The sequence below is a fragment of the Pseudomonas spirodelae genome (genome assembly GCF_034653255.1).
GTDB classification, from domain to species: Bacteria; Pseudomonadota; Gammaproteobacteria; order Pseudomonadales; family Pseudomonadaceae; genus Aquipseudomonas; species Aquipseudomonas spirodelae.
Genome location: NZ_JAYEET010000012.1, coordinates 95,836 through 118,364 on the forward strand (window position 1 = coordinate 95,836; position 22,529 = coordinate 118,364).

The 22,529-nt window shown below is 61.6% G+C and carries 15 protein-coding genes; 5 read left to right on the forward strand and 10 right to left on the reverse strand.

Features of this window, described 5'->3' with window-relative positions; genetic code table 11:
* Positions 1-26: 26 nt before the first annotated feature.
* Together SOP97_RS04740 and yjeH are read right to left on the reverse strand one after the other, a co-directional pair.
* On the reverse strand, positions 27-1,361 hold the full coding sequence (locus tag SOP97_RS04740; RefSeq protein WP_322948400.1) for a TAXI family TRAP transporter solute-binding subunit: 1,335 nt from the start codon (positions 1,359-1,361) through the stop codon (positions 27-29).
* 76 nt (positions 1,362-1,437) lie between these two features.
* Positions 1,438-2,706, reverse strand: a complete 1,269-nt coding sequence (gene yjeH / locus SOP97_RS04745) for an L-methionine/branched-chain amino acid transporter (RefSeq protein WP_322948401.1) — start codon at positions 2,704-2,706, stop codon at positions 1,438-1,440.
* 125 nt (positions 2,707-2,831) lie between these two features.
* Here yjeH and SOP97_RS04750 point away from each other — a divergent pair, with 125 nt between their 5' ends.
* The 4 genes from SOP97_RS04750 (at position 2,832) to SOP97_RS04765 (ending at position 9,330) form a co-directional block, all read left to right on the forward strand.
* The gene (locus SOP97_RS04750) at positions 2,832-3,251 is read left to right on the forward strand and encodes an Lrp/AsnC family transcriptional regulator (RefSeq protein ID WP_322948402.1); all 420 of its coding nucleotides are present in this window, start codon (positions 2,832-2,834) and stop codon (positions 3,249-3,251) included.
* A 2-nt stretch (positions 3,252-3,253) separates the two neighbouring features.
* A complete protein-coding gene (gene sbcD / locus SOP97_RS04755; RefSeq protein ID WP_322948403.1) occupies positions 3,254-4,474 on the forward strand; it encodes an exonuclease subunit SbcD in 1,221 nt (406 codons plus the stop codon).
* Entirely contained in the window at positions 4,471-7,905 is a 3,435-nt protein-coding gene (locus SOP97_RS04760; RefSeq protein ID WP_322948404.1) for an AAA family ATPase, read from the forward strand. Before sbcD ends, SOP97_RS04760 begins: the two co-directional genes overlap by 4 nt.
* Before the next feature lie 138 nt (positions 7,906-8,043).
* On the forward strand, positions 8,044-9,330 hold the full coding sequence (locus SOP97_RS04765) for an ABC1 kinase family protein (protein WP_322948405.1): 1,287 nt from the start codon (positions 8,044-8,046) through the stop codon (positions 9,328-9,330).
* Here the strand turns inward: SOP97_RS04765 and SOP97_RS04770 are convergent.
* Positions 9,327-10,469: an ABC transporter substrate-binding protein gene (locus tag SOP97_RS04770; RefSeq protein WP_322948406.1), complete on the reverse strand. Its 1,143-nt coding sequence runs from the start codon at positions 10,467-10,469 to the stop codon at positions 9,327-9,329. The two genes, SOP97_RS04765 and SOP97_RS04770, sit on opposite strands and share 4 nt — an antisense overlap.
* Before the next feature lie 129 nt (positions 10,470-10,598).
* Positions 10,599-11,399 carry a substrate-binding periplasmic protein gene (locus SOP97_RS04775; protein WP_322948407.1) on the reverse strand — a complete coding sequence of 267 codons (801 nt, stop codon included), beginning with the start codon at positions 11,397-11,399 and terminating at the stop codon, positions 10,599-10,601.
* A gap of 172 nt (positions 11,400-11,571) precedes the next feature.
* Between SOP97_RS04775 and SOP97_RS04780 the strand changes: the two genes are divergently transcribed.
* A complete protein-coding gene (locus SOP97_RS04780; RefSeq protein WP_322948408.1) occupies positions 11,572-12,939 on the forward strand; it encodes a choice-of-anchor I domain-containing protein in 1,368 nt (455 codons plus the stop codon).
* A gap of 133 nt (positions 12,940-13,072) precedes the next feature.
* Here the strand turns inward: SOP97_RS04780 and rlmF are convergent, their stop codons facing one another.
* The 6 genes from rlmF to SOP97_RS04810 form a co-directional block, all read right to left on the reverse strand.
* On the reverse strand, positions 13,073-14,086 hold the full coding sequence (rlmF, locus tag SOP97_RS04785; RefSeq protein WP_322948409.1) for a 23S rRNA (adenine(1618)-N(6))-methyltransferase RlmF: 1,014 nt from the start codon (positions 14,084-14,086) through the stop codon (positions 13,073-13,075).
* A 91-nt stretch (positions 14,087-14,177) separates the two neighbouring features.
* Positions 14,178-16,004 carry an SLC13 family permease gene (locus SOP97_RS04790; protein WP_322948410.1) on the reverse strand — a complete coding sequence of 609 codons (1,827 nt, stop codon included), beginning with the start codon at positions 16,002-16,004 and terminating at the stop codon, positions 14,178-14,180.
* 32 nt (positions 16,005-16,036) lie between these two features.
* Positions 16,037-16,333 carry a winged helix-turn-helix domain-containing protein gene (locus SOP97_RS04795; RefSeq protein WP_322948411.1) on the reverse strand — a complete coding sequence of 99 codons (297 nt, stop codon included), beginning with the start codon at positions 16,331-16,333 and terminating at the stop codon, positions 16,037-16,039.
* Between the two features lie 69 nt (positions 16,334-16,402).
* On the reverse strand, positions 16,403-17,779 hold the full coding sequence (nhaD, locus tag SOP97_RS04800; RefSeq protein ID WP_322948412.1) for a sodium:proton antiporter NhaD: 1,377 nt from the start codon (positions 17,777-17,779) through the stop codon (positions 16,403-16,405).
* Between the two features lie 213 nt (positions 17,780-17,992).
* Positions 17,993-19,456, reverse strand: a complete 1,464-nt coding sequence (nhaC, locus tag SOP97_RS04805; RefSeq protein ID WP_322948413.1) for a Na+/H+ antiporter NhaC — start codon at positions 19,454-19,456, stop codon at positions 17,993-17,995.
* Positions 19,457-19,590: 134 nt separating this feature from the next.
* Positions 19,591-22,422 carry a valine--tRNA ligase gene (locus tag SOP97_RS04810; RefSeq protein WP_322948414.1) on the reverse strand — a complete coding sequence of 944 codons (2,832 nt, stop codon included), beginning with the start codon at positions 22,420-22,422 and terminating at the stop codon, positions 19,591-19,593.
* Positions 22,423-22,529 lie beyond the last annotated feature (107 nt).

Sequence of the window (22,529 nt, forward strand, 5' to 3'; positions counted from 1 at the left end):
TGGTGCGTAAACGGAAAGCGCGCATATTAACCGACCTTCGCTTCGGCAGTCGTGCGCCGCTGGTAAGCGGTCAGGCGTTCGATCATATAGCGCAGGTGCATGTGCAGCTCATACAGCTCATTGGAGTAGGACAGCGGCACCTCCACGCGCGCCAGCTCGTCCTCAAGCTTTTCTAAGCGTTCAATCTCGGCGCCGATGTCGCTGTCCAGATTGCCCTTGTACAGCTGTTGGTCGATTTCGCGCAGGTGCTTGTACCAGCGGTAAATGCGCGCACGGATACGCCATTGGTAGATCGGGCCGATGGCCTTGAACAGCGGGAATAGCAAGATCACCAGCGGAATGGCGAGGATGATGTAACGGTCGGCCAGCGAGGCAATGCGGAACGGCAGGTAGCGCTGCAGGATTGGCAGACCCTTGGCGTAGTAATACTCAGCCTGATCGAGAATCGGCAGCGACAGCGGCGGCCGAGCCGGATAGCTGCCGGCCGGGTCGAGCAGGCTGCCGTTTTTCAGTACGGTCTTGGCGGCTTCGAGGATCAGTGGGGTGATTGAGGGGTGAAAGTCTTCGCCGGCCGCCAGTGTGGCGACCGGGCCTAGGGTGACAATGTCCTGGTTCGGTGTGTTGTGCGCCAGGTCGAGCATGCCTTCACCGACCTCCAGGCGGCTCAGGTATGGCAGACGCGCGAGGTAGGCGTCGATACGGTGCAGGCCAACCAGACGGATTTTTTCTTCTGCGGCCAAGCGCTGGATCAGTGCGTTTTCCGCCGGCCCAACGAAGAAGGCCGCATCCAGCTGGCCGTCGATCAGGGCGTCGGCGGCGCGACTGCCGCCCAGTTCTTGCCATTGCGGCGGATAGTGCTCGGCCTCTATGCGGTTGGCACTTAGCAGTGCGGCGGTCACCGCTTGCGTGCCGCTGCCTGCTGAACCAATCGCCAGGCGCAGTTTCATCAGGTCGGCCAAACGCTCGAACTTGACCTTGTCGCCAACGAACAGCCATAGCGGCTCGCGGTACATCACGCCCAAACCTGAAATCTTGGCGCGCTGCTCCTCGTCCAGGGTCAGCTCTTGGCCGCTCTGCACCAGGGCCAGTTCCACTTCGCCAGCGGCGAGTTTGCTCAGGTTGTCTTGCGAGCCTGCACTGGGCACCAGCTCCAGGCTGAAGCCCTGCAGCGCCAGCTCGCTTTGCAGGCGCTCGCCAAACGCGTGGTAGCCACCGCCCTCGGCCCCGGTGGCTAGGCGCGCATGCATGGGCGGCGGCGGTGCCGCAAAATAAAACAGCGCACCCACCAACCCGGCCAGTACGGGGACCAGCCAGAGGTTGGTGAGGATGAGGATTTTCAGATCACGTAGAATGCGGCGCATGGTCGGTCCTTGTCATTACCTAGCTGGGATTGAGGGTAGCTGGAATGACTGACCCAGTTAAGGGTTAGCGCCAGGTTCAGTGTGGCCCGGTTGCCAGTCGGATGCTGCGCTGCTCGTTCCAATGGTCCAGCAGGCCGAGCACCGCCAGCAAAGCCAGGGCATAGCCTGCATCCACGCCGAGCATCAGCAGCACCAGCCCGCACAGGAGTGCGCTGAATGCTGCCAGCCAGCGCCAGATACCGCGCAGCAACAGGGTGCCGGCGGCCATGCTGAGCAGGTAGACCAGCACAAAGTTACCGTTGGCGTAGCGGATCAGGTCATCCACCGTCAGCTCAAGCACGTTCGCCAGGATGGCGCACAGGGCGCAGCTCAGGATCACCAGTAGCAGGGCGCGGGCTGGCACGCCGTGATGGTTGCGCTGGGCCAGGCTGGCCGGCAGCTTGCCTTCGTCAGCCAGGCTCCAGATCAACCGGGCAAAGCCCTGCATATACACATTCATCGAGGCAAAGCAGGCCAGGTAGCCGACCGTGGCGGCCAGCCAACGGGCTTTCTCGCCCAGCAGCACATCGAGCAGGCGCGGCAGCGAGGCGGCATCGCTGGTCACATCGCCGTAGGCATGGAAGCTCAATACGGCCACCGAGCAAGCCCAGTACACCAAGCCTGCGAGTAGCACGCCAAACAGCAACGCCAGAGGGAAGTCGCGTTCGGGGTTCTTGAATTCTTCGCCCATGTGGGTGAACGCCTCGATGCCGACAAAACACCAGAACATCACCCCCAGTGCTGCGGGCAGCAGGTGCCAGGAGCCGCCGATGGGTGGGAGCAAGGGCTGGCTGCTGACAGGCAGGTCGCCGACCCACCAGATCAATGCGATGGTGCTGATAATGGCCACGGCAATCGCGCCTTGAATCAGCCCGGAGGCTTTCGCCGGTCGCTGGCCAAGCCAGAGCATGGCCGCCAGGGTGGCCAGTTGAATGATCAGGGCCTGGTTGCTGTTGAGGTCAAACAGCGCCTGCCAGAAACCGCTGGCGATGTTGAGCGCAGCCGGTAAACCCACCGGCAGCACGGCGAGAAACAGCCAGGCGCTGAGACGTTCCATGCGCGGGCCAAAGGCGCGTCCAATCAGGTGCGGCGCGCCGCCGGCATGGGGAAAGCGGCGGCCCAGTTGGGCAAAGGTAAAGGCCACTGGCAACACCAGGGCGATGAGGATCATCCAGGCCCACAACGACGCCTCACCGGCGGCCGTGGCCGCCAGGGCAGGAATCACGAAAATCCCGGTGCCAAGCAGCGAGGTGCTCAGCAGACTAATCCCTTGTAGCAGGCCCAATTCCTGATTCAGACGACTCATGTTGTATGCTCTACGGTTTCGTTCGCCATGTTAAATCGCCCGCCTGATTCAGGCAGCTGGCGAAACGTCGGCTTTGCCCGACGAATCGGCGGCATTCTCCAGCAAATTGCTTTTGAGAGCACCCCGTGGACAAGTTCGATCAGCAGATACTCGCCCTGTTGCGCGCCGACGCGCGCTTACCCGTTAGCCAGATCGCCCGCGAGGTCAACCTGTCGCGTTCAGCGGTCAGTGAGCGGATACGTCAGTTGGAGCACAGTGGCGTCATCAGCGGTTACCACGCTCACGTGGCGGTGCCGGGTGAGGCGGCAATCAAGGTCTATCTGGAACTGTTCTACAACGGTGGCCGTTGTGAGCACTATGTCGAGTTGATGCGCGTGTTTCCGGAAGTGCGCCGTTGCAGTGGTATCAGTGGCGAGACCGACATGTTGGTTTACATCGAAGCGCCGTCGATGCTGCGCTTCAGTGAGGTGCGCGGCGAGATCGAAAACTTCCCCGGTATGCAGAAAGTGAAGACCCACATGATGGTTAAGGATTGGGTGTTCTAAACATGCGCATCCTGCACACCTCCGACTGGCACCTCGGCCAGCACTTTATGGGCAAAACCCGCCAAGCTGAGCATCAGGCCTTCTGCGTCTGGCTGATTGAGCAGGTGCGCGAGCAGGCGGTGGATGCCGTACTAATTGCCGGCGATATCTTCGACACCGGTGCGCCGCCCAGTTACGCCCGCGAACAGTACAACCGCTTTATCGTCGAGCTGCGCGCCAGCGGTTGCGAGCTGGTGGTGTTGGGCGGTAACCATGATTCGGTGGCCATGCTCGGTGAGAGTAAAACCCTGTTGGCGCAGCTGGGCACGCGGGTGATTCCCGGTGTTTGTGAGCCGATTGAAGAGCAACTGCTGGTGCTGCATCGGCGTGATGGTGCGCCGGGGGCGATTCTTTGCGGCATTCCGTTTATTCGTCCTCGCGATGTGTTGCTCAGCCAGGCCGGGCAGAGCGCCCAGGATAAACAGCAGTCCTTGCAGCAGGCGATCCAGCAGCACTATCAAGACCTGTATGCCTTGGCCGAAAGCAAACGCGCCGAGTTGGGCGGCAACCTGCCGATTATTGCCAGCGGCCACCTGACCACGGTCGGCGCCAGCGCCAGCGATTCGGTACGCGAGATTTATGTCGGCAGCTTGGAGGCCTTTCCCACCAGCGCCTTCCCGCCGGCGGCCTATATCGCGTTGGGGCATATTCACCGCCCGCAGAAGGTCGGCGGCCTGGAACATATCCGCTACTGCGGCTCGCCGATTGCCCTGAGCTTCGATGAAGCCAAGCAGCAGAAGGAGGTGCTGCTGGTCGAACTGGATAGCAGCGGCCTGCGCCAGATCACCGCGCTGCCGGTGCCGCGTTTTCAGCCGCTGCTGTCCTTGCGTGGCTCGCTTAAAGAACTTGAAAGCGCCATTCAGGAAGCAGCCAAACAGGGCAGTGCCGAGCAGCCAGTTTGGCTGGAAGTTCTAGTGGGCACCGACGACTACCTGAGTGACTTGCAGCTGCGGATTGTCGCGTTGTGTGAGGGGCTGCCGGTCGAAGTGCTACGCATCCGTCGCGAGCGCGGTAATGCCAGCGCCAGCCTGCAAGGCAAGGCTAAGGAAACCCTGGATGAGCTGAGTGTGGAGGATGTATTCGCCCAACGGCTAAGCAGCGAAACCCTCGACGAAACTGAGCAAGCCAAGCTGCTGGGGCTCTATCAACACGTGGTCAGTGAGCTGCGCGAGGGCGAGGTATGAAGATCCTTAGCCTGCGTCTAAAGAATCTCAATTCTCTCAAGGGCGAGTGGAAGATCGACTTCACCGCCGAGCCGTTCAAAGACAACGGCCTGTTTGCCATCACTGGGCCGACCGGCGCGGGCAAGACCACGCTGCTGGATGCCATCTGCCTGGCTCTGTATCACCGCACCCCGCGCATGAGCACGGTATCGGCCAGCGCCAACGAGCTGATGAGCCGGCACACCGCCGATTGTCTGGCCGAGGTCGAATTCGAGGTCAAAGGCGTCGGTTACCGCGCCTTCTGGAGCCAGCGCCGCGCCCGCGACAAAGCCGACGGCGCGTTGCAAGCGCCCAAGGTTGAGCTGGCCGCTGCAGATGGGCAGATTCTCACCGACAAGATCAACGAGAAGCTGCGCGAAACCGAGCGCCTCACGGGCCTCGATTTCGAGCGCTTTACCAAATCCATGCTGCTGGCTCAGGGCGGCTTTGCTGCCTTTCTCGAAGCCAACGCCAATCAACGCGCCGAGCTGCTGGAAGAGCTGACCGGCACCGACATCTACGGGCAGATTTCCCAGCGGGTGTTCGAGCAGACCCGTGAGGTCAAGGCTGCGCTTGATCAATTGCGCGCCAAGGCCTCCGGCGTCGAGCTGCTAAGTGAAGAACAGCGCACGCAGTTGCAGGCGCAGGTTGCGCAATTGGCTGTTGAAGAAGCCAGCCTGGGCACAGCGCAAACCGAACTGCAGCGCCAGCGCCGCTGGTGTGAGGACCTGAGCAAGACCCAGGCCCAGTTGCATGCCAACCAGAAGGCCGAGCAGGCCGCGCAGGATGAGTTGCAACTGGCCCAGCCGCAGCTGGCGCAATTGGCCGCCAGCGAGCCGGCGCTACGTTTGCAGCCGTTGCACCATGACTGGCAACAGGCCCGCCAGAGCCTGACGCAGACCGAGCAGGGCCTGCAGCAAAATGCCGCTGACCAGCGCCAGGTTGAACAGGCTATCGCCGAGCAGACGTGGCAGGCCCGCGAACTTAGCGCTCTGCTACTGGCCGATTGCCAAGCGCAACGTCAGCAGTTGGCCGAGCGTCTGCAGCAGTTGCAGCAACAACTGGCCGCGCAGCCGCAGCATGGCCGTCTAGGCGAGCAGCTGGGCAGTTGGGGCGAACAATTGAAGGTACGCCAGCAACTGGCTGGAGAAATCGCCCAGCTGCAACTCAGTCAGCAGCAACTGCAAGACAACATCGCCGGCCTGCAGGCGCAGCTCAGCCAGCAGAATGAACAGCTTGGCGCCGAACTGAAACACCTGCAGCAGGCGCGCGAGCAGGAAGATGCCGCTCAGCAGCAACACACTGCATTGCTGGCCGGGCGCAGTGAGGCGGCCTTGCGTGAGCGCTGGCAGCAGCTGCATATCCAGGGCGGTTTGCTGACTCAGCTGGCTGACGTGGCCGTGGCCCAGCAGCGCCTGACGGCCGAACAAACGCTACTGGCCAGCGCCCTGACGCTGCTGCGCGAGCAGCATCAGGCCAAGGGCGCCGAGGTGGCGCAGTTGCGCCTGAGCTACAAGGACCTGCAGCAACAGGTGCAGACCCAGGAAAAACTGCTGGAGCAGGAGCAACGCATCCAGGCCCTAGAAGCCCATCGCGCCCAGCTGCAGCCAGGCGAGGCCTGCCCACTGTGCGGCTCCGAGGCGCATCCGGCGATCAACGCCTATCAGGCCCTGGATGTTTCGGCGACCAAGGCGCTGCTCACCCGCAAGCGTAGCGAGCTGGAGGCCCTGACTGAACAAGGCCGGCAATTGGTTGGCGAGCTGGAAAAACTTGCCGCGCGCCTGGAACAACAGCAACAGCAGTTTGAGCGTGGCCAGCAGACCCAGGTCGAGCAAAGTGAGCGCTGGCAGACGCTTAGCGCGCAACTGGAAAATCCGTTGGCTGATGCCGTTGCCCTGGCTGAGCAGCAGGCGCAACAGAGCATCGAGTTGCAGCAACTGCAGCAGCAACTTGAGCAGTTGCAACAGTTGGGTAGCAGTCTTGAGCAACGTCAGCAGGCGCGGCTGGGTCTGCAACAGCAGTGCACTGAGCTGGAGCAGCAGCAGGCGCTTAACCGCTTGCAATTGCAGCAACGTCAGGAGCAGTGCGCGCAGGGCCAGTTGCGTTTGCAGCAGTTGCTAGACCTTGCCCATGAGCGCAGTGAAAGTCTGAGTCAGGCCCTGGCCAGCTTTGGCTATCAGTTGCCGGATGACGCCCGTGCCTGGCTAGCCGAGCGTCAGGCCGAATGGCAGCGCTGGCAACACAATCAGCAGCAAAGCTTGGATCTACAGCGCGAGCTAGGTGAGCTGGATCATGACCTGCAGGTCGCTATGCAACTGGCTCAACTCTGGCAGCAGCGTTGGGCCGCGTTGGAACTGGCCGATCAACCGGCCTTGGCCAAACCCGCTGATGTGCAGGCAGCCTTGCAGCAGGCGCAGGTTCAGTTGGAGAACGTGCAGCGCCGGCAGCAGCAGCTGGCCGGTAGCCGGCAGGCCCTGGCCAGCAGGCATCAGGAGGAACAGCTGCGCCTGCAGCAGGCTGAACAGCAGTGGGCTGCTGCGTTAAGCGCAAGCCCGTTTAATGATGAGGCGGGTTATCTGGCCGCCTTGCTGGATGAGGCGCAGCGCGTCGCCTTGCAACAATTGCGTCAGCGCCTGGATAAAGCCCTGAGCGATGCCCTGGCGCTGGCCAGTGCAGCCGCACATCAGCTGGCGGCCCTGCAAGTCAGTCCGGCCACCTCGCTTGGTCTTGCGCAACTGGATGAACAACTACTCACCCTTAACGCCCAGCTAAAAGCCCTGAGCGAACGCCAGGGCGAAATCCGCGCCCAGCTGCAGGGTGACGATGCGCGCAGGCTAGGCCAGCAAAGCCTGTTCGCGTCGATCAGCCTCAAGCAGGGCGAGTACGACCTGTGGCAGCAACTCAATAGCCTGATTGGCTCGGCCGATGGCGCCAAATACCGCAAGTTCGCCCAGGGCCTGACCCTGGATCATCTGGTCTACCTGGCCAACCAGCAACTGGAGCGCCTGCATGGCCGTTATCAGTTGGCGCGGCGCAGCAGTGGCGAGCTGGAGTTGGAAGTGCTCGATACGTGGCAAGCCGATGCGGCGCGTGACACCAAGACTTTGTCCGGCGGCGAGAGTTTTCTGGTCAGCCTGGCGTTGGCCTTGGCGCTGTCCGATCTGGTCAGCCACAAGACCAGCATCGACTCGCTGTTCCTCGATGAAGGCTTCGGTACCCTCGACGGCGAAACCCTGGAGGTGGCGCTGGATGCGTTGGACAACCTCAACGCCAGCGGCAAGATGATTGGCGTGATCAGCCACGTCGAGGCGCTTAAGGAGCGCATTCCGGTGCAGTTGAAAGTGCACAAGGGTGTGGGGATGGGCTACAGCGGCCTGGACAAGCGTTTTGCGGTTGACCCACGGGGCAATTGAGCGATCCCGCGGGGGCGTTTGCCACGCTAGCCAAGGTGTGTGCGTGCGCCGTGCGGGCTTACCCATCGAGCACCTTAATGCTTGGTACCTGCCAGGCAGCGGTGCATGATCGTGCTTCGTTCTGCTGAGTAGTCGCCCATGGCCAAGCCTCCCGTTGCTCCCCCTTCGTCCTCTGCGCTCGGGCGTTTCCTGACCTTGGCAAGCACTGCCACGCGCATCGGCAGCCGTGTGCTGGGGCAAAAGCTGATTCCTGGGCGCAGTGGCATTGACTGGCAGCCGGTGGCTGAGTTGCTGACGGATGTGTTGGGTGAGATGAAAGGCCCGGTGCTCAAGCTGGGACAAATGGCGTCGCAGTGGCAGGGTGTGCTGCCCGAGCCGGTGGCGCGTGCCCTGAGTTCACTGCAGAACCGTGTGCCGGCTTTGCCCTTTAGCGCCCTGCGCGAGCATTTGCAGCAGGTGTATGGCGCGGACCTTGGGCAGTTCTTTCAGCAGATCGATGAGCAACCCTTCGCCGCGGCTTCGCTGGGCCAGGTGCATCGCGCCGTGGCGGCGGACGGCCGAGCGCTGGTGCTCAAAGTGCAATACCCGGGCATCGCCGAGATCTGCCACGCGGATCTGCGTCAGTTGCGCCGCTTGCTGCCGCTGGGGCGTTTGTTTCGCGCCCCTGCCGCGCAGCTGGAAGGTCTGCATCAAGAGCTGGCGGCGGTCATTGCGGCCGAGTTGGATTACCCGGCGGAGATGCGTCGCTTGCAACACTTCCGCGCGCATTTTGCCGATTGGCCGGGCCTGCGCTTGCCGCAACCCTATGAGGACCTCTGTCGTCCCGGGGTGCTGGCGCTCAGCGAGGAAACGGGGTTGTCGTTTGCCGAGGTCGGCCAGGCCAGTGCCGAAGTACGCGAGCGCCTGGCCCTGACCCTGGTGCGCTGGCTGAGCGCTCAAGCATTTGACTTGGGGCTGCTGCATGCCGACCCGCATCCGGGCAACTTTGCCTACACCGCGGCCGGTGAATTAGTGGTGTATGACTTCGGCTGTGTGCAGGCGTTATCAGCGCCGTTGCTGGCGGCCTATGTGCAAGCCTACAAGGCCTTGCAGGCGCGCGATGGCGAGCAGCTGGAGCAGGCTTTTCAGGCGCTCGGCACACGCCAGCCAAAATCGACCATTCCTTATGGATTTTACCGCCAGCTGCATTGCTTGCTGGGGCCGTTGCTGCAGCCTGGCGTGCACTGGGATTTTGCCGCCATACCGCTGCATGAGCAGGTGCAGCGCTTGTTGCCGGATGTGCTGGGCGCGCTCGGCAGCTTGCAACCGTCACCGGCCACTTTGCTGGTCAATCGTACGCTGGAAGGGCATTACTGGAATCTCAGCCGCCTCGGCGTGGCGCTGCCGGTGGCGGATCTGCTGCAGGGATCACTGGCCGAACGCTAGCGCATTGTTGTCACGGTGACGGCTTTACCCTGCTCGATGCGAGTCAGATAGACCGCATCTGAACCCTGATGGCGGTTACGTGAAAACGCCACCGTGAAGCCACCGAGGTCCATATCAAGATGCTCCAACGCGTCGATAAAGGCCTCGCGTGTCGGCGCTGCGCCGGCCTTGCGCAGCGCCTCAATAAACACCCGCGCGCCGATGTAACCCTCAAGCGAGGCGTGATCAACGTCAGTGCCTTGCATGTCCGCCTTATAAGCCTGCACCAGTGCGTGTGAGGTGTCGTTAGGTGAAGGCACAACTTGGGAGATGTACACCCCATCCGCATCACGCCCCGCCACGGCGATAAGCCGCTCAGAACCGATAAACGACACGCTGATAAAGCGCGTCTTGAAGTTCAGCGCTTTCGCCTGTTTGATCGCGGCCGCCAGTTGCTTGTAAGTACCTACAAAGAACACCGCTTCTGGCTGAGTGCGCTGCAGCGCCTTGATGGCCTCCGTCACCTCCAGCGAGTTGCGCTGAATGCGCGCCTGCGCATAAATCTTCAGGTCGCGCTTGAGCAGGGCACCGTTAAGGCCGCTTTTGACGGATTCACCGAACGAGTCGTCCTGCATCAGGATGGCAATCTTGCTCAGCTTGAGGTCCGCGGTGATCCGCTCGACCAGCTGCTCGGTCTCCTCGATATAGGACGCCCGAATATTGAACACTCCGGGTTTTACCGGTGTGCGCAGAAATTCAGCCCCACTGAATGGGAATAGGTAAGGCACCTGCGCCCGCTGGGCGATCGGCACGGCTGTGCGTGAGGTCGGTGTGCCGACATAGCCGAGCAGCGCAAACACTTGCCGCGTCTTGAGTAAGCTCTGGGTATGCACCGCCGTGCGGCTGGGCTCATAGCCATCATCAAGGCTGAGCAGGCTGATACGTCGGCCGTGAACACCACCTGCGGCGTTTATGCGCTGGAAGTAGGCCTGCACACCGTTGCGCATGCTCTGGCCCAGCGCAGCGGCGGGGCCACTTTGCGCATTGACCATGCCGACGCGCACCTCGTCTGGGCTTAGCCCCGGTTCGGCGGCGACGGATAATCCGGGCAGCAATAGGCAGCTGATAAAAAGGCTAACCAGCCGCTGTCGAAACGTCATTGTTTGATTCCTGGCCATGGTTACCGGTCGCACTCGTACAGGCTGTTACAGGGTTGCTTAGGGTGGGCGGGCATGTGCTGCATGTAATTCTCTAAAACACTCTAGCCACGTGTGAAAGGCCCCGGGCGATCACTCGCTTGTGGGGGCGGCCACGGCGGGCGGCTCCAGCTGGTACTTGCCTTGTTGAAGGTCATCGAAGTAGCGCTGGTAGCGCCCGTTTTCGCGCCATAGCTGCAGGCGTTTATTAAAGCGCTCTAGCAAGGCCGGGCTGCTTTCCAGGCTTTTCGGCAGCATCAGGTAACTGCGGTTAATCAGCAGCGGTTTGCGGTGATGCGTAATACGCGCCTGCTCCGCCGGGCTGAAGTGGCTGCGCAGTGAGGCATAACCCACGTTCATCTCCTGCGGATAGAGCACTACGCGCTCCTTGAGCAGCTTTTCAAAGTTCTGCGTGTCGCTGGACACGCGCTCGATTTTGACCTTGCCGGTGGCGAGGAAACGATCGAAATCCGCGCCGTAGCTGTATTCCAGGCCGCCACCGAGGGTCATGCCGGTCAAGTCGTCAAAGCGACGCCAGTCAAAGGGCAGGCTTTTCAGGTGAAAGAACACAAACTGCTCATCCAGTAACGGTGCGCTGAAGAGAAAATCAGCCTCGCGCTCATGCTTGTGCATCCACACGGCTGTAGCATCAAAGCGGCCGCCTGCAGCCGAGGAGTAGGCGCGCGGCCAAGGCAGGAACTGGAAGTTTACGCGGTAGCCCTCAGCGGCGAACAGGTCACTGATCAGGTGAGCGATAACTCCGTTGTGTTTTAAGTCGCTGGACAGGTAGGGCGGCCAGTCCCCGACGCTGATGTTCAACGCTGGCTGTTCGCTGGCTTGTGTGGGTAGGCCCAAGAATAAGCACGCGGCGACGAACAAGTTTTTCCACTTCATTGATGTCCCTTACTGCAACCGATAATGCAGGTGCGTGTGTGCTCTCAGTACAGTAATACCATCGCCGTGCTGTGGATGAAACGCCATTAATGCGTCATTAAACCGTCATCGCGTGGGTTAAGACTGCTGCGGATTTGTTCAATCCCCCTGTCTTTGCTCAAGGATAGTTACCGTGCTGCGTATCCCAACCTTGTGTGCGCTATTTGCCCTGGCCCCATTGGCGTCGGCCCTGGAGCTGAAACCCCTGGGGCATTACCAAAGCGGTTTTGCTGAAGGTACTGAAATTGTCAGCATGCAGGCGTCCAGCCTGCGCGTGGCGGTCTCCAATAGCGCCGAAGGCCTGGTGGATATTCTGCAACTGGACCCGGCCAAGGGCCTCGACCGCCTGGCGCGCTATAACCTGGCGGCCGAGGCAGCGGGGGAAATCACCTCGGTGGCCTTCCACCCCAGCGAAGACCTCTTTGCCGTGTGCATCCGCGACCGCGATAGCCTGAAAAACGGTCGGTTAGAGTTTCGCAGCGCGGCCGATGGCAAACTGCTGAATAGCCTGGAAATCGGCATTTGGCCGGACAGCGTGGCATTTTCGCCCAAGGGTGATTTCATCGTGGTGGCCAACGAAGGTGAGGGCTATGTACGTGACGGTGCAGGTTTTCGCAGTGGTGAAGGCTCGATCAGCCTGATCGATCTGCGCGGTGGCGTGGCGGCAGCCAAACACAGCCTTATCAATCTGCCGGATCTGGCCGGTGTCGAGGGTGCGACCCAAACCGAGCACAAGCGTTTGCTGGAGCGGGAGATCGACGGTGAAGAGCTGAAAATTCCCTTCGGCACCCGCCCTGAGCATATCGAGCCGGAATACGTGGCCTTTAGCCCGGACGGGGCGCGTGCCTACATCAGCCTGCAGGAAAACAATGCGGTTGCCGTGATTGATGTCATGCAGGGCAAGCTGGCCAAGGTGTTTGGCCTGGGCACGGTGCGTCATGCGGCGGATATTGTGGATGACGGCAAGTACGACCCGAGTGCCGAACTGTTCGCCCTGCGCGAGCCGGATGCCGTGGCCGTAAGCGCCGATGGCCGTTACCTGATTACGGCTGATGAAGGCGACAGCGACCCGAAAATCGGTAAAACCAAGGCCGGCTTGCCCAGCGGTGGTGGCCGTACGGTTAGCGTGTTTGATGCCATGAGCGGCACATTACTCGGCGATACAGGCAGCCAGCTTGACGACAAGGCTGCCGCTGCCGGCGTTTACCCGGATGCGCGCAGCCCCAACAAGGGCAGTGAGCCGGAAGGCGTGGTGAGTTTCGATGCCTTCGGCAAGCGTCTGGCGGTGGCAACCCTGGAGCGCGCGGACTCGCTGGCGCTGATTGATCTCGATCAGCCGAATCAACCGCAGGTGCTGCAAGTGATTGGTGCAGGCGATGGCACAGGGTCCGGCAACCTGGCGCCTGAGGGGCTAGCGCATGTTGAGCACAATGGCCGACATTTCCTGGTGACTGGACTGGAGAAGAGCGGCAACGTCGCGTTGTTTGAACTGGTCAAATAATGCCTTGAAGCAAACGTAGGATGGGTTAGCCGCCACGTATATCCGCGCTCATGCACCTATAGCGAGGCGGCGTAACCCATCACTGCGGCATTCAGCGCCACGGGTATCACGAGGGACGTCCATGTCCCTCTCCCTACGACCAGCGTTCTTTACGCCATGCCTGTTGCTGCTCAGGCGTCTGGAAGGTCCAGGCGACAAAGCGGCTCTGCTTCTGGCCCTGGGCCATTTCCACGGTCTGTACTTGTAGCGCGCCAGCCTGTTTCAGTGCGCTGTAAACGCCCTGCAGATTACCGGCCTTGGAGATCAGGCTGCTAAACCACAGCACCTGCTGGCCAACGGCGGCACTTTCCCTGATCAACTGACTGACAAACGCCGCTTCGCCACCCTTGCACCACAACTCCGCCGCCTGGCCACCGAAGTTCAGCACCGGCAGTTTGCGCTTGGGGTCGAGCTTGCCGAGGTTGCGCCACTTACGTTTGCTGCCGCTGCTGGCCTCTTCGGCGCTGGCGTGGAAGGGCGGGTTGCACAGCGTCAGGTCGAAGCGCTCATCGTTGTTCAGCAGGCCCTGAAAAATATGCGCGCTGTCGCGTTGTTGGCGCAGCTCGATGGCTGCGGCCAGCCCTGGGTTGGCCTGCACGATGGCTTTGGCTGAGGCGATGGCCTCGGCGGCAATGTCCGCGCCGAGAAACTGCCAGGCGTATTCGCGGTTACCCAGTAGCGGGTAGATGCAGTTGGCGCCGACACCCACGTCCAGCGCGCGCACTTTGGCCCCGCGCGGTATCTCGCCAGCATTGCTGGCGGCCAGTAGGTCGGCCAGGTAATGCAGGTAATCGGCGCGGCCAGGGATCGGTGGGCACAGGTAATCTGCCGGAATATCCCAATGGTTGATGCCGTAAAACTGTTTGAGCAACGCCCGGTTGAACACCTTGACCGCCGCCGGATTGGCGAAGTCGATGCTCTGATTGCCATAGGGGTTGATGATCACAAAGGCTGCCAGTTCAGGGCTGGCCTTGATCAGCGCGGGGAAGTCATAACGGCCCTGGTGACGATTGCGCGGGTGCAACTGGCCCTTGGCGGTATCTGGCTTGGGCGCAGGCGGACGTGGCGCAGTGGTTTTGTTGCTGGGGCGTTTGGCTGGCGGGAGCATGGTCTGGCTGTCGAGCGAGTGGGGGGCGGGATTTTCCCACAGCCGCGGGCCGGCTGCAGGAAAACTCAACGTTTGCCGTTGTGGCGCCGGTCTAGAGCGGGAAAATCCATGGCACCAGTAGCACGGTGACCAGCATTACCAGCAAGGTGAAGGGCACTCCCACCCGCACGAAGTCGCCGAAGCGGTACTGCCCAGGCCCCAGCACCAGCGTGTTTACCGGCGAGGAGATAGGCGTCATAAAGGCTGCCGAGGCCGCCAGCGCGACGGTCATGGCAAAGGGGTAGGGCGAAGCGTTCAGCGCCTGCGCGGTGGCGATGGCCACCGGAGCCATGAGCACGGCGGTGGCGGTGTTGGAGATAAACAGGCCGATTACCGCTGTCACGGCAAACAGGCAGGCGAGAATCCCCCGTGGGCCGGCCTCGCCCAGCAGTTGGACCAAACCGTGCACGGCCAGGTCAACCCCGCCGGTTTGTTGCAAGGCCTGGGCGAACGGCAGCATGCCGACGATTAGAATCAGGGTCGGCCAGTGGATGGCGCGGTAGGCGCTGTCCAGGTCGATGCAGCGAAATGCGCCCATCAGCAAGCAGCCAATCAGTGCGGCCATGACATTGGGCAGCAGACCGCTGAGCATCAGCGTCACCATCACCGCGAGGCTGAGCAGGGCGTAGGGGGCCTTGCGCGCCGCCGGGGCCACTTCATCCACTTCGGCCGGCAGGCTCAGCACCAAGAAGTCGCGGCTCAGGCCCTGTAGGCGGTGAATGTCGCGCCAGTTGCCGGCCACCAGCAGGGTGTCAGAAGGTTTTAGCTTCTCGTCCACCAGCACCCCTTGCAGCGCTTCACCATGACGGCGTAAACCGACCACGTTGAGTTTGTATTTGCTGCGAAAGCCCAGCTCGAAGATGCTTTTGCCGGGTAATTGCGATTCCGGCGGCAGGGCGATTTCGGCCAGGCCCAGTTGATGGGCGTGCAGGCTGAAATAGGAGTGCGCTAGGTTCATTGGCTCCAGTCCCAGGCTGTGGTACGCATCCAGCAGGCCTATGGTCGGGCTGGCGAGGTCCACCAGCAGCACGTCGCCGGGTTCCAGCAAGGTGTTGCCGGTGGCCATCAGCAGCAAGGTCCGAAATTTACGCTGGCGTTCAACCGCGATCACGTTGATGCCGTACTGCTGGCGCAGTTCCAGTTCGTTGAGGGTCTGGTTGGCCAGGGGCGAATCGACGCGCACTTTCAGGCGTCGCTCGCGTTCGTTGAGCCGGTAGGCGTGCGCCAGGTCGCTTAGGGTCAGGCGTTCGGGGCCGGAGCTGTTGCTGTGGCTGCCGGCCAGCCAGTTACGGGTCAGCAGCATGTAGGCGATGCCCAGCGCCAGGATTGCCAGACCAATTGGGGTGAAGCTGAAGAAGCCAAAACCCTCCAGGCCCGCGCCGCGCAGTTCGGCATGAATGACCAGGTTGGGCGGGGTGGCGACCAGAGTCAGCATGCCGCTGATCAAGCCGGCGAAGGCCAGCGGCATCATCAAGCGGGCCGGGGCGATGCGTAAGCGCGCAGAGACGCCCAGCACCACCGGGATAAAAATTGCCACCACCCCAGTGGAGCTCATTACCGAACCGAGCCCGGCAGCGGTCAGCATGAGTAGGATCAGCAGGCGCGTTTCGCTGTTGCCGGCCCGGGCCACCAACCAATCGCCCAGGCGGTAGGCGATGCCGGTACGCACCAATCCGTCGCCGATGACGAACAGGGCGGCGATCAAAACCACGCTGGGGTCGCTGAACCCCGCCAGGGTTTGCTCAATGCTGAGCACCCCGGTCAGCGGCAGGCCGATGATCACCAGCAAGGCGACCACGTCCATGCGCGGCTTGTTGAGAATGAAGAGGGTCACGGCGGTCAGCAACAGACCGAGTACCCAGAACAGTTCGTTACTCATGCGTGTTTAGCCCTGCAGGGCGCGCAATTGTCTCAGGGATAACCCAGCACAGCCTTGATCTGGTGCAGGTTGTGCGCGACCCATTGCGGGTTGATCGGCCCCCAGTCACGTATCACATAGTGGCCGGCATTGTTGCGTTCGCCTTCTTGCTGGGCAAACTGGCAGTCGATGTCCAGCTCCGCCAAGGCGGTGAGGGTGTCCTGGGCGGTGCGTCGCGGCATGCCGGTGGCCTCCATCAGCGCCGGTACGCTGCTGGCGGTGCCGCTGTCGATCAGCCAGGCCACATAGAGGCGGCGGTAAAAGCTGGTTTTGGTCTTGCTGACATCCATCAGTGCGGTGCTCCTGCGTTTGACCCAGGCGCGCGGCCAGTTGAGCGCGCCGTGTTCGGGTGAAGGTGATCAGCCGAGGGTGGCAATACCAATATAGGTGGCTGCACCGGCGATATAACCGATAAAGGCCAGCAGGCTGATTCTCTTCAGATACCAGATGAAGTTGATCTTCTCCATGCCCATCGCCGCTACGCCAGCTGCGGAACCAATAATCAGGCAGCTGCCGCCGGTGCCGGCGCAATAGGCGAGCATTTCCCAGAAGGTGCCGTTGACCTGGAAGTTGCTCAGCCAGGTGCTATCCGCCCCGGCCAAGGCCAGCGCCTCCGGGCTCACAAGGGGGTACATCTTCATCGCACCGGCCACTAATGGCACGTTATCCACCACCGATGACAGCAGGCCGATGGCGATATTGATGGCGTAGACATCGCCCAAACCTTCGCGCAGCAAGGTCGCGACCTGGGTCAGGTGGCCGGCAGTGGCCAGGCTGGAGACCGCCAGCAGGATGCCGAGGAAGAACAACACGCTGGTGGTGTCGATACGCCGCAGCACGCCGACCACCGAGAGTGGGTGTTTGTCTTCATCGTTTTTGCCGCGATGGATGATTTCAGTCACCACCCAGAGCACGCCCAGACCCAGCAGAATGCCCATATAAGGCGGCAGATGGGTCACGGTCTTGAACACGGGGACGAACACCAGTGCGCCGATCCCGAGGACGAATACCAGATTGCGCTCGAACGGGGTGGTCGGGTCGCGACGCTCTTCGGCGGAGGGTTTTACCTCGGCACGTTGGATCTCGCCCTTCATGGTCACGCTGAGAATCAACAACGGCACCAGCAGGCATACCAGGCTGGGGATAAACAGGTTGGCCACGATGCCGCTGGTGGTGACCTGATTACCGATCCACAGCATGGTGGTGGTCACGTCGCCAATCGGCGACCAGGCGCCGCCGGCGTTGGCCGCGATCACCACGATACCTGCGTAGAACCAGCGCTCTTTCTGGTCCGAGACCAGCTTGCGCAGTAGCGAGACCATGACGATGGTAGTGGTCAGGTTATCCAGTGCGGCAGACAGGAAGAAGGTGATCAGCGCCACGGTCCACAACAGGGTGACGCGCTTGTTGGTGCGGATACGGTCGGTGATGACCTTGAACCCTTCGTGGGCATCGATCAGCTCGACGATGGTCATCGCGCCCATCAGGAAGAACAGAATCTCGGATATCTCGCCCAAATGGTGGCGCAGTTCCTCGGTGACGTGGTGGCCATTGCTGCTGGCGCCGGCGGTGCCTGAGCCAATCAGCGGCAGAATGGTGTCGGCACCGAGCACCAACACCGTCCAGCAGATCACCGCGGTGAGGATCGCCGAGGCGGCCTTGTCGATTTTCAGTGGGTGTTCGAGGGCGATGCACAGGTAACCGAGGACAAAGATCAATGCCATCAACGCATACATGGTCAGAATTCCATTTGCAGGGCTTTTTTATCGAATCAGAGGTGCCAGAGGTTCTTGAAGCGTCGACGAAGATGCCTGAATTGCTCAGAAATTGGCAGGCTATTTATCACGCAGCCCGTTCGCCAGCGCCTTGCCTGGGCGATTTATGACTGATTGGTTAGTGCTGCAGCGCCCCAGCTGCGCGGTGTGGCGCAACTGGGGCGGGCTTTACGACTAAGCCTGCGGCAGGGAGTCGCGCACAGCCTCGGGGAGCGCAACGGGTTGCGGCGGGAAGATAAACGCGAGGAACATCGCCAGCAGCGGCATCAGCAAATTAAAGAAGCAATACGGCAGGTAGCTCAGGGTCGCGACACCGAGGGTGGCCGCCATGTAAGCCCCGCAGGTGTTCCACGGCACCAGCACCGAGGTCAGGGTGCCGCCGTCTTCCAGGGCGCGCGACAAGGTCACCGGGGCAAGGCCGCGCTTGGCGTACTCCTCACGGTACATGCGCCCGGGCAGCACAATGGCGATGTATTGGTCGGCGGTGATGATGTTGCTGCCAATGGTGGTGGCGATGGTGCTGGCGATCAGGCTGCTGGTGCTTTTCGCTAGGTGCAGGGTGCTTTGCAGCAGGCGTTGCAGCAGGCCAAGTTTTTCCAGTACGCCGCCAAAGCACATGGCGCAGATGATCAGCCATACAGTGGTGAGCATGCTGCCCATGCCGCCCTTGGACAGCAGGCCATCCAGCGCCACGTTGCCGCTGTTGGACTCGTAACCGGCAAACAGTGCGGTCCACACGGTTTTCAGGGGCGCCAGCGCGCCGGCAGCGGGGTCGGCCAGGCGTTGTATGACATCCGCCTGAAAGATCAGCGCAAACACCGCGCCGACCAGCGCTGCGAGAAACACTGCAGGAAAGGCCGCCCACTGGCGCACCGCCAGAAACAGCAAAAACGCCACCGGCAGCAGCAGGTGCCAGCCGAGGCTGAACTGGCTCTCAAGGGCTTGCAGCACCTCGGCAATACGCGCGGTGTCATGGCTGCCGCTGACTTGCTGGCCGAGGATAAAGAAGATCACCAAGGCGATCAGCAGCACTGGCACGGTGGTCTGCAGCATGTAGCGAATATGCGCGAACAGGTCGGCACCCGCGGCGGCGGGCGCCAGGTTGGTGGTGTCCGACATCGGCGAGAGCTTGTCGCCAAAGTAGGCCCCGGAAATGATTGCCCCGGCGGTGATCGCCGGGTCCAGGCCCAGCCCTGCCGCTACGCCCATCAGGCCAATGCCCAAGGTGCCGGCTACGGTCCAGGAACTGCCGATGGACAGCGCCGTGAGGGCGCAGATCAGGCAACTGGTGACGTAGAAGTATTCGGCTGAAATCAGCTTTAGGCCGAACCAGATCATGGTCGGCACGGTGCCAGCGAGAATCCAGGTGCCAATCAGCGCGCCAACCGCCAGGAGAATCAGGTTGGCCTTCATCGCCATGTGGATGCCCGCGAGGATGCCATCCTCAATGTCAGCCCATTTCAGGCCGTTTTTCAGGCCGATCAGGCCGGCGACAAAAGCGGCACTCATCAGGGCGATCTGGTTGGGCCCGCTGGAGGAGCTGTCGCCGTAGAGGTAAACCGAAAGACCCAGTAAGACCACCAATACGCCGATGGGCATGAGTGCGTCGAGCAGGGAAGGGGAGCGTGCATCAGTCATGGGTGTACCGATAAATCAGTGGAAATGGACAAGCATGGGGTCGCGATGACCCATGCTTGTGGGGAATTCCCTTCCCATTAGAAAAAACAAGGCCCGCGCCGGTGAGGGCGCGGGCCTGGGGTGTTGCCAGCGGCTTAGAGGGCGGCGATCTTGCCGCGCTGCTCAACCATTTTGCTCAGAGCTTGTTCGGCTTCAGCCAGCTTGGCGCGCTCTTTATCGAGCACTTCGGCCGGGGCCTTGGCGACGAAGCCTTCATTGCTCAGCTTGCCGCCGACACGCTTTACCTCGCCATCCAGACGGCTGATCTCTTTATCCAGGCGCGCCAGTTCGGCGTCCTTGTCGATCAGCCCGGCCATTGGCACCAACACCTGCATGTCGCCCACCAGGGCGGTGGCGGACATCGGTGCTTCTTCGCCGGCTTCCAGCACGCGCACGGTTTCCAGCTTGGCCAGCTTGTTCAGCAGCGGCGCGTTGTCGTTGAGGCGACGCAGGTCTTCGGTGCTGGCGTTCTGCAGGATGATGTCGATGCGCTTGGCCATGGAGATTTTCATCTCGCCACGGATCTGCCGCAGGCCGAGCATCAGCTGCTTGACCCACTCGATATCGCCTTCGGCAGCGGCGTCGATGCGGCTTTCATTGGCCACTGGCCAGGCCTGCAGCATGATGGTGTCGCCGCTGACGCCTGCCTGCGGCTTGATCCGCTGCCAGATTTCTTCGGTGATAAACGGCATAAACGGGTGGGCCAGGCGCAGCGCCACTTCCAGTACGCGTACCAGGGTGCGGCGGGTGCCGCGCTGGCGCTCGATCGGCGCGTTCTCGTCCCATAGCACGGGTTTAACCAGCTCGAGGTACCAAGCGCAGTACTCGTCCCAAATGAACTCGTACAGGGCCTGTGCGGCCAAGTCGAAGCGGAAGGCATCGAGCTGACGGGTGACTTCGGCTTCGGTGCGCTGTAGCGCGGAGATGATCCAGCGGTCCACCGAGGACAGCTCGACTGGCTCGCCGTTAACGCCAGTGTCCTGGCCATCGGTGTTCTCGATGACGAAGTTGGCGGCGTTCCAGATCTTGTTGCAGAAATTGCGGTAACCCTCAACACGGCCCATGTCGAACTTGATGTCGCGGCCGGTGGAGGCCAACGCCAAGTTGGTGAAGCGCAGGGCGTCGGTGCCATAGGCGGCGATACCGTCTGGGAATTCTGCTTTGGTCTGCTTGGCGATTTTCTCGGCGAGCTTAGGCTGCATCAAACCGGTGGTGCGTTTTTCCAGCAGGGCGTCGAGTGTGATGCCATCGACGATATCCAGCGGGTCGAGCACATTGCCCTTGGACTTGGACATCTTCTGGCCTTGGCCGTCGCGCACAAGACCGTGCACGTATACGGTCTTGAACGGAATCTGCCCGGTCAGGTGGGTGGACAGCATGATCATTCGGGCAACCCAGAAGAAGATGATGTCGAAACCGGTGACCAGCACGTCGGTCGGATGGAAGGTTTTCAAGGCATCGGTCTGCTCAGGCCAGCCGAGGGTGGAGAAGGTCCACAGACCGGAACTGAACCAGGTGTCGAGGACGTCTTCATCCTGGCGCAGGTTGGCGTCGCCGAGGTTGTGTTCAGTGCGCACTTCCGCCTCGTCGCGGCCGACATAGACGTTGCCGGCATCGTCGTACCAGGCCGGAATACGGTGGCCCCACCAGAGCTGACGGCTGATGCACCAGTCCTGAATGTCACGCATCCAGCTGAAGTACATGTTTTCGTACTGCTTGGGTACAAACTGGATTTCACCGCTCTCGACCACGGCGATGGCTTTTTCCGCCAGCGGCTTGGTGGACACGTACCACTGGTCGGTCAGCCACGGCTCAATGATGGTGCCGGAGCGGTCGCCTTTCGGCACTTTCAGCGCGTGTGGCTCGATGCCTTCAAGCAGGCCGGCGGCCTCGAAGGCGGCAACAATCTGCTTACGCGCTTCAAAGCGGTCGAGGCCGGCGAATTGCGCCGGCAGGCTGCAGTCGATCTCGCTGTTGACGCTGCCGTCGATGTTGAACGCCTGGACTTGCGCCAGTACCGCCGCATTTTTGTCGAAGATGTTCAGCAGCGGCAGGTTGTGGCGTTTGCCGACTTCATAGTCGTTGAAGTCGTGGGCTGGGGTGATCTTCACGCAGCCGGTGCCAAATTCGGGGTCGCAGTAGTCGTCAGCGATGATCGGAATGCGCCGGCCTACTAGAGGCAGCTCAACGAAGGTGCCGATCAGCGCCTGGTAGCGTTCGTCATTCGGATTTACCGCCACGGCGCTGTCGCCGAGCATGGTTTCCGGACGAGTGGTGGCGACTATCAGGTAATCCTTGCCATCAGCAGTCTTGTTGCCGTCAGCCAGCGGGTAACGCAGGTTCCACAGGCTGCCTTTCTCGTCGTGGTTTTCCACTTCGAGGTCGGAGATGGCGGTGTGGAACTTGGTGTCCCAGTTGACCAAGCGCTTGCCGCGGTAGATCAGGCCGTCTTTGTGCAGGCGTACAAAGGCTTCTTTAACCGACTCGGACAGGCCGTCGTCCATGGTAAAACGCTCACGCGACCAGTCCACCGAACTGCCCAAACGGCGAATCTGCCGGGTGATGGTGCCGCCGGACTGCTCTTTCCATTCCCAGACTTTCTCCAGGAATTTTTCGCGGCCCAGGTCGTGGCGGCCAATGCCGTCAGCGGCCAGCTGACGTTCAACCACCATCTGGGTGGCGATGCCGGCGTGGTCTGTGCCCGGTTGCCACAGCGTATTGCGGCCCTGCATGCGGCGGAAACGGATCAGCGCATCCATGATCGAGTTGTTGAAGCCGTGGCCCATATGCAGGCTGCCGGTGACGTTCGGCGGCGGGATCATGATGGTGTACGGCGCGCCTGTACCTTGCGGGGCGAAATAGTTGTTCGCTTCCCAGTTCTGGTACAGGGCGGTTTCAATGGCGTGCGGCTGGTAGGTCTTGTCCATGCGCGGCGGGACCCTTATGACGGCTAGACGGAAAAGCCGGCAAGTATAGCGGGGATGGCCTGTGTGGCGTAAGGGTGAGCGCGCTGGGGCTGACTGATGGGCGTGAT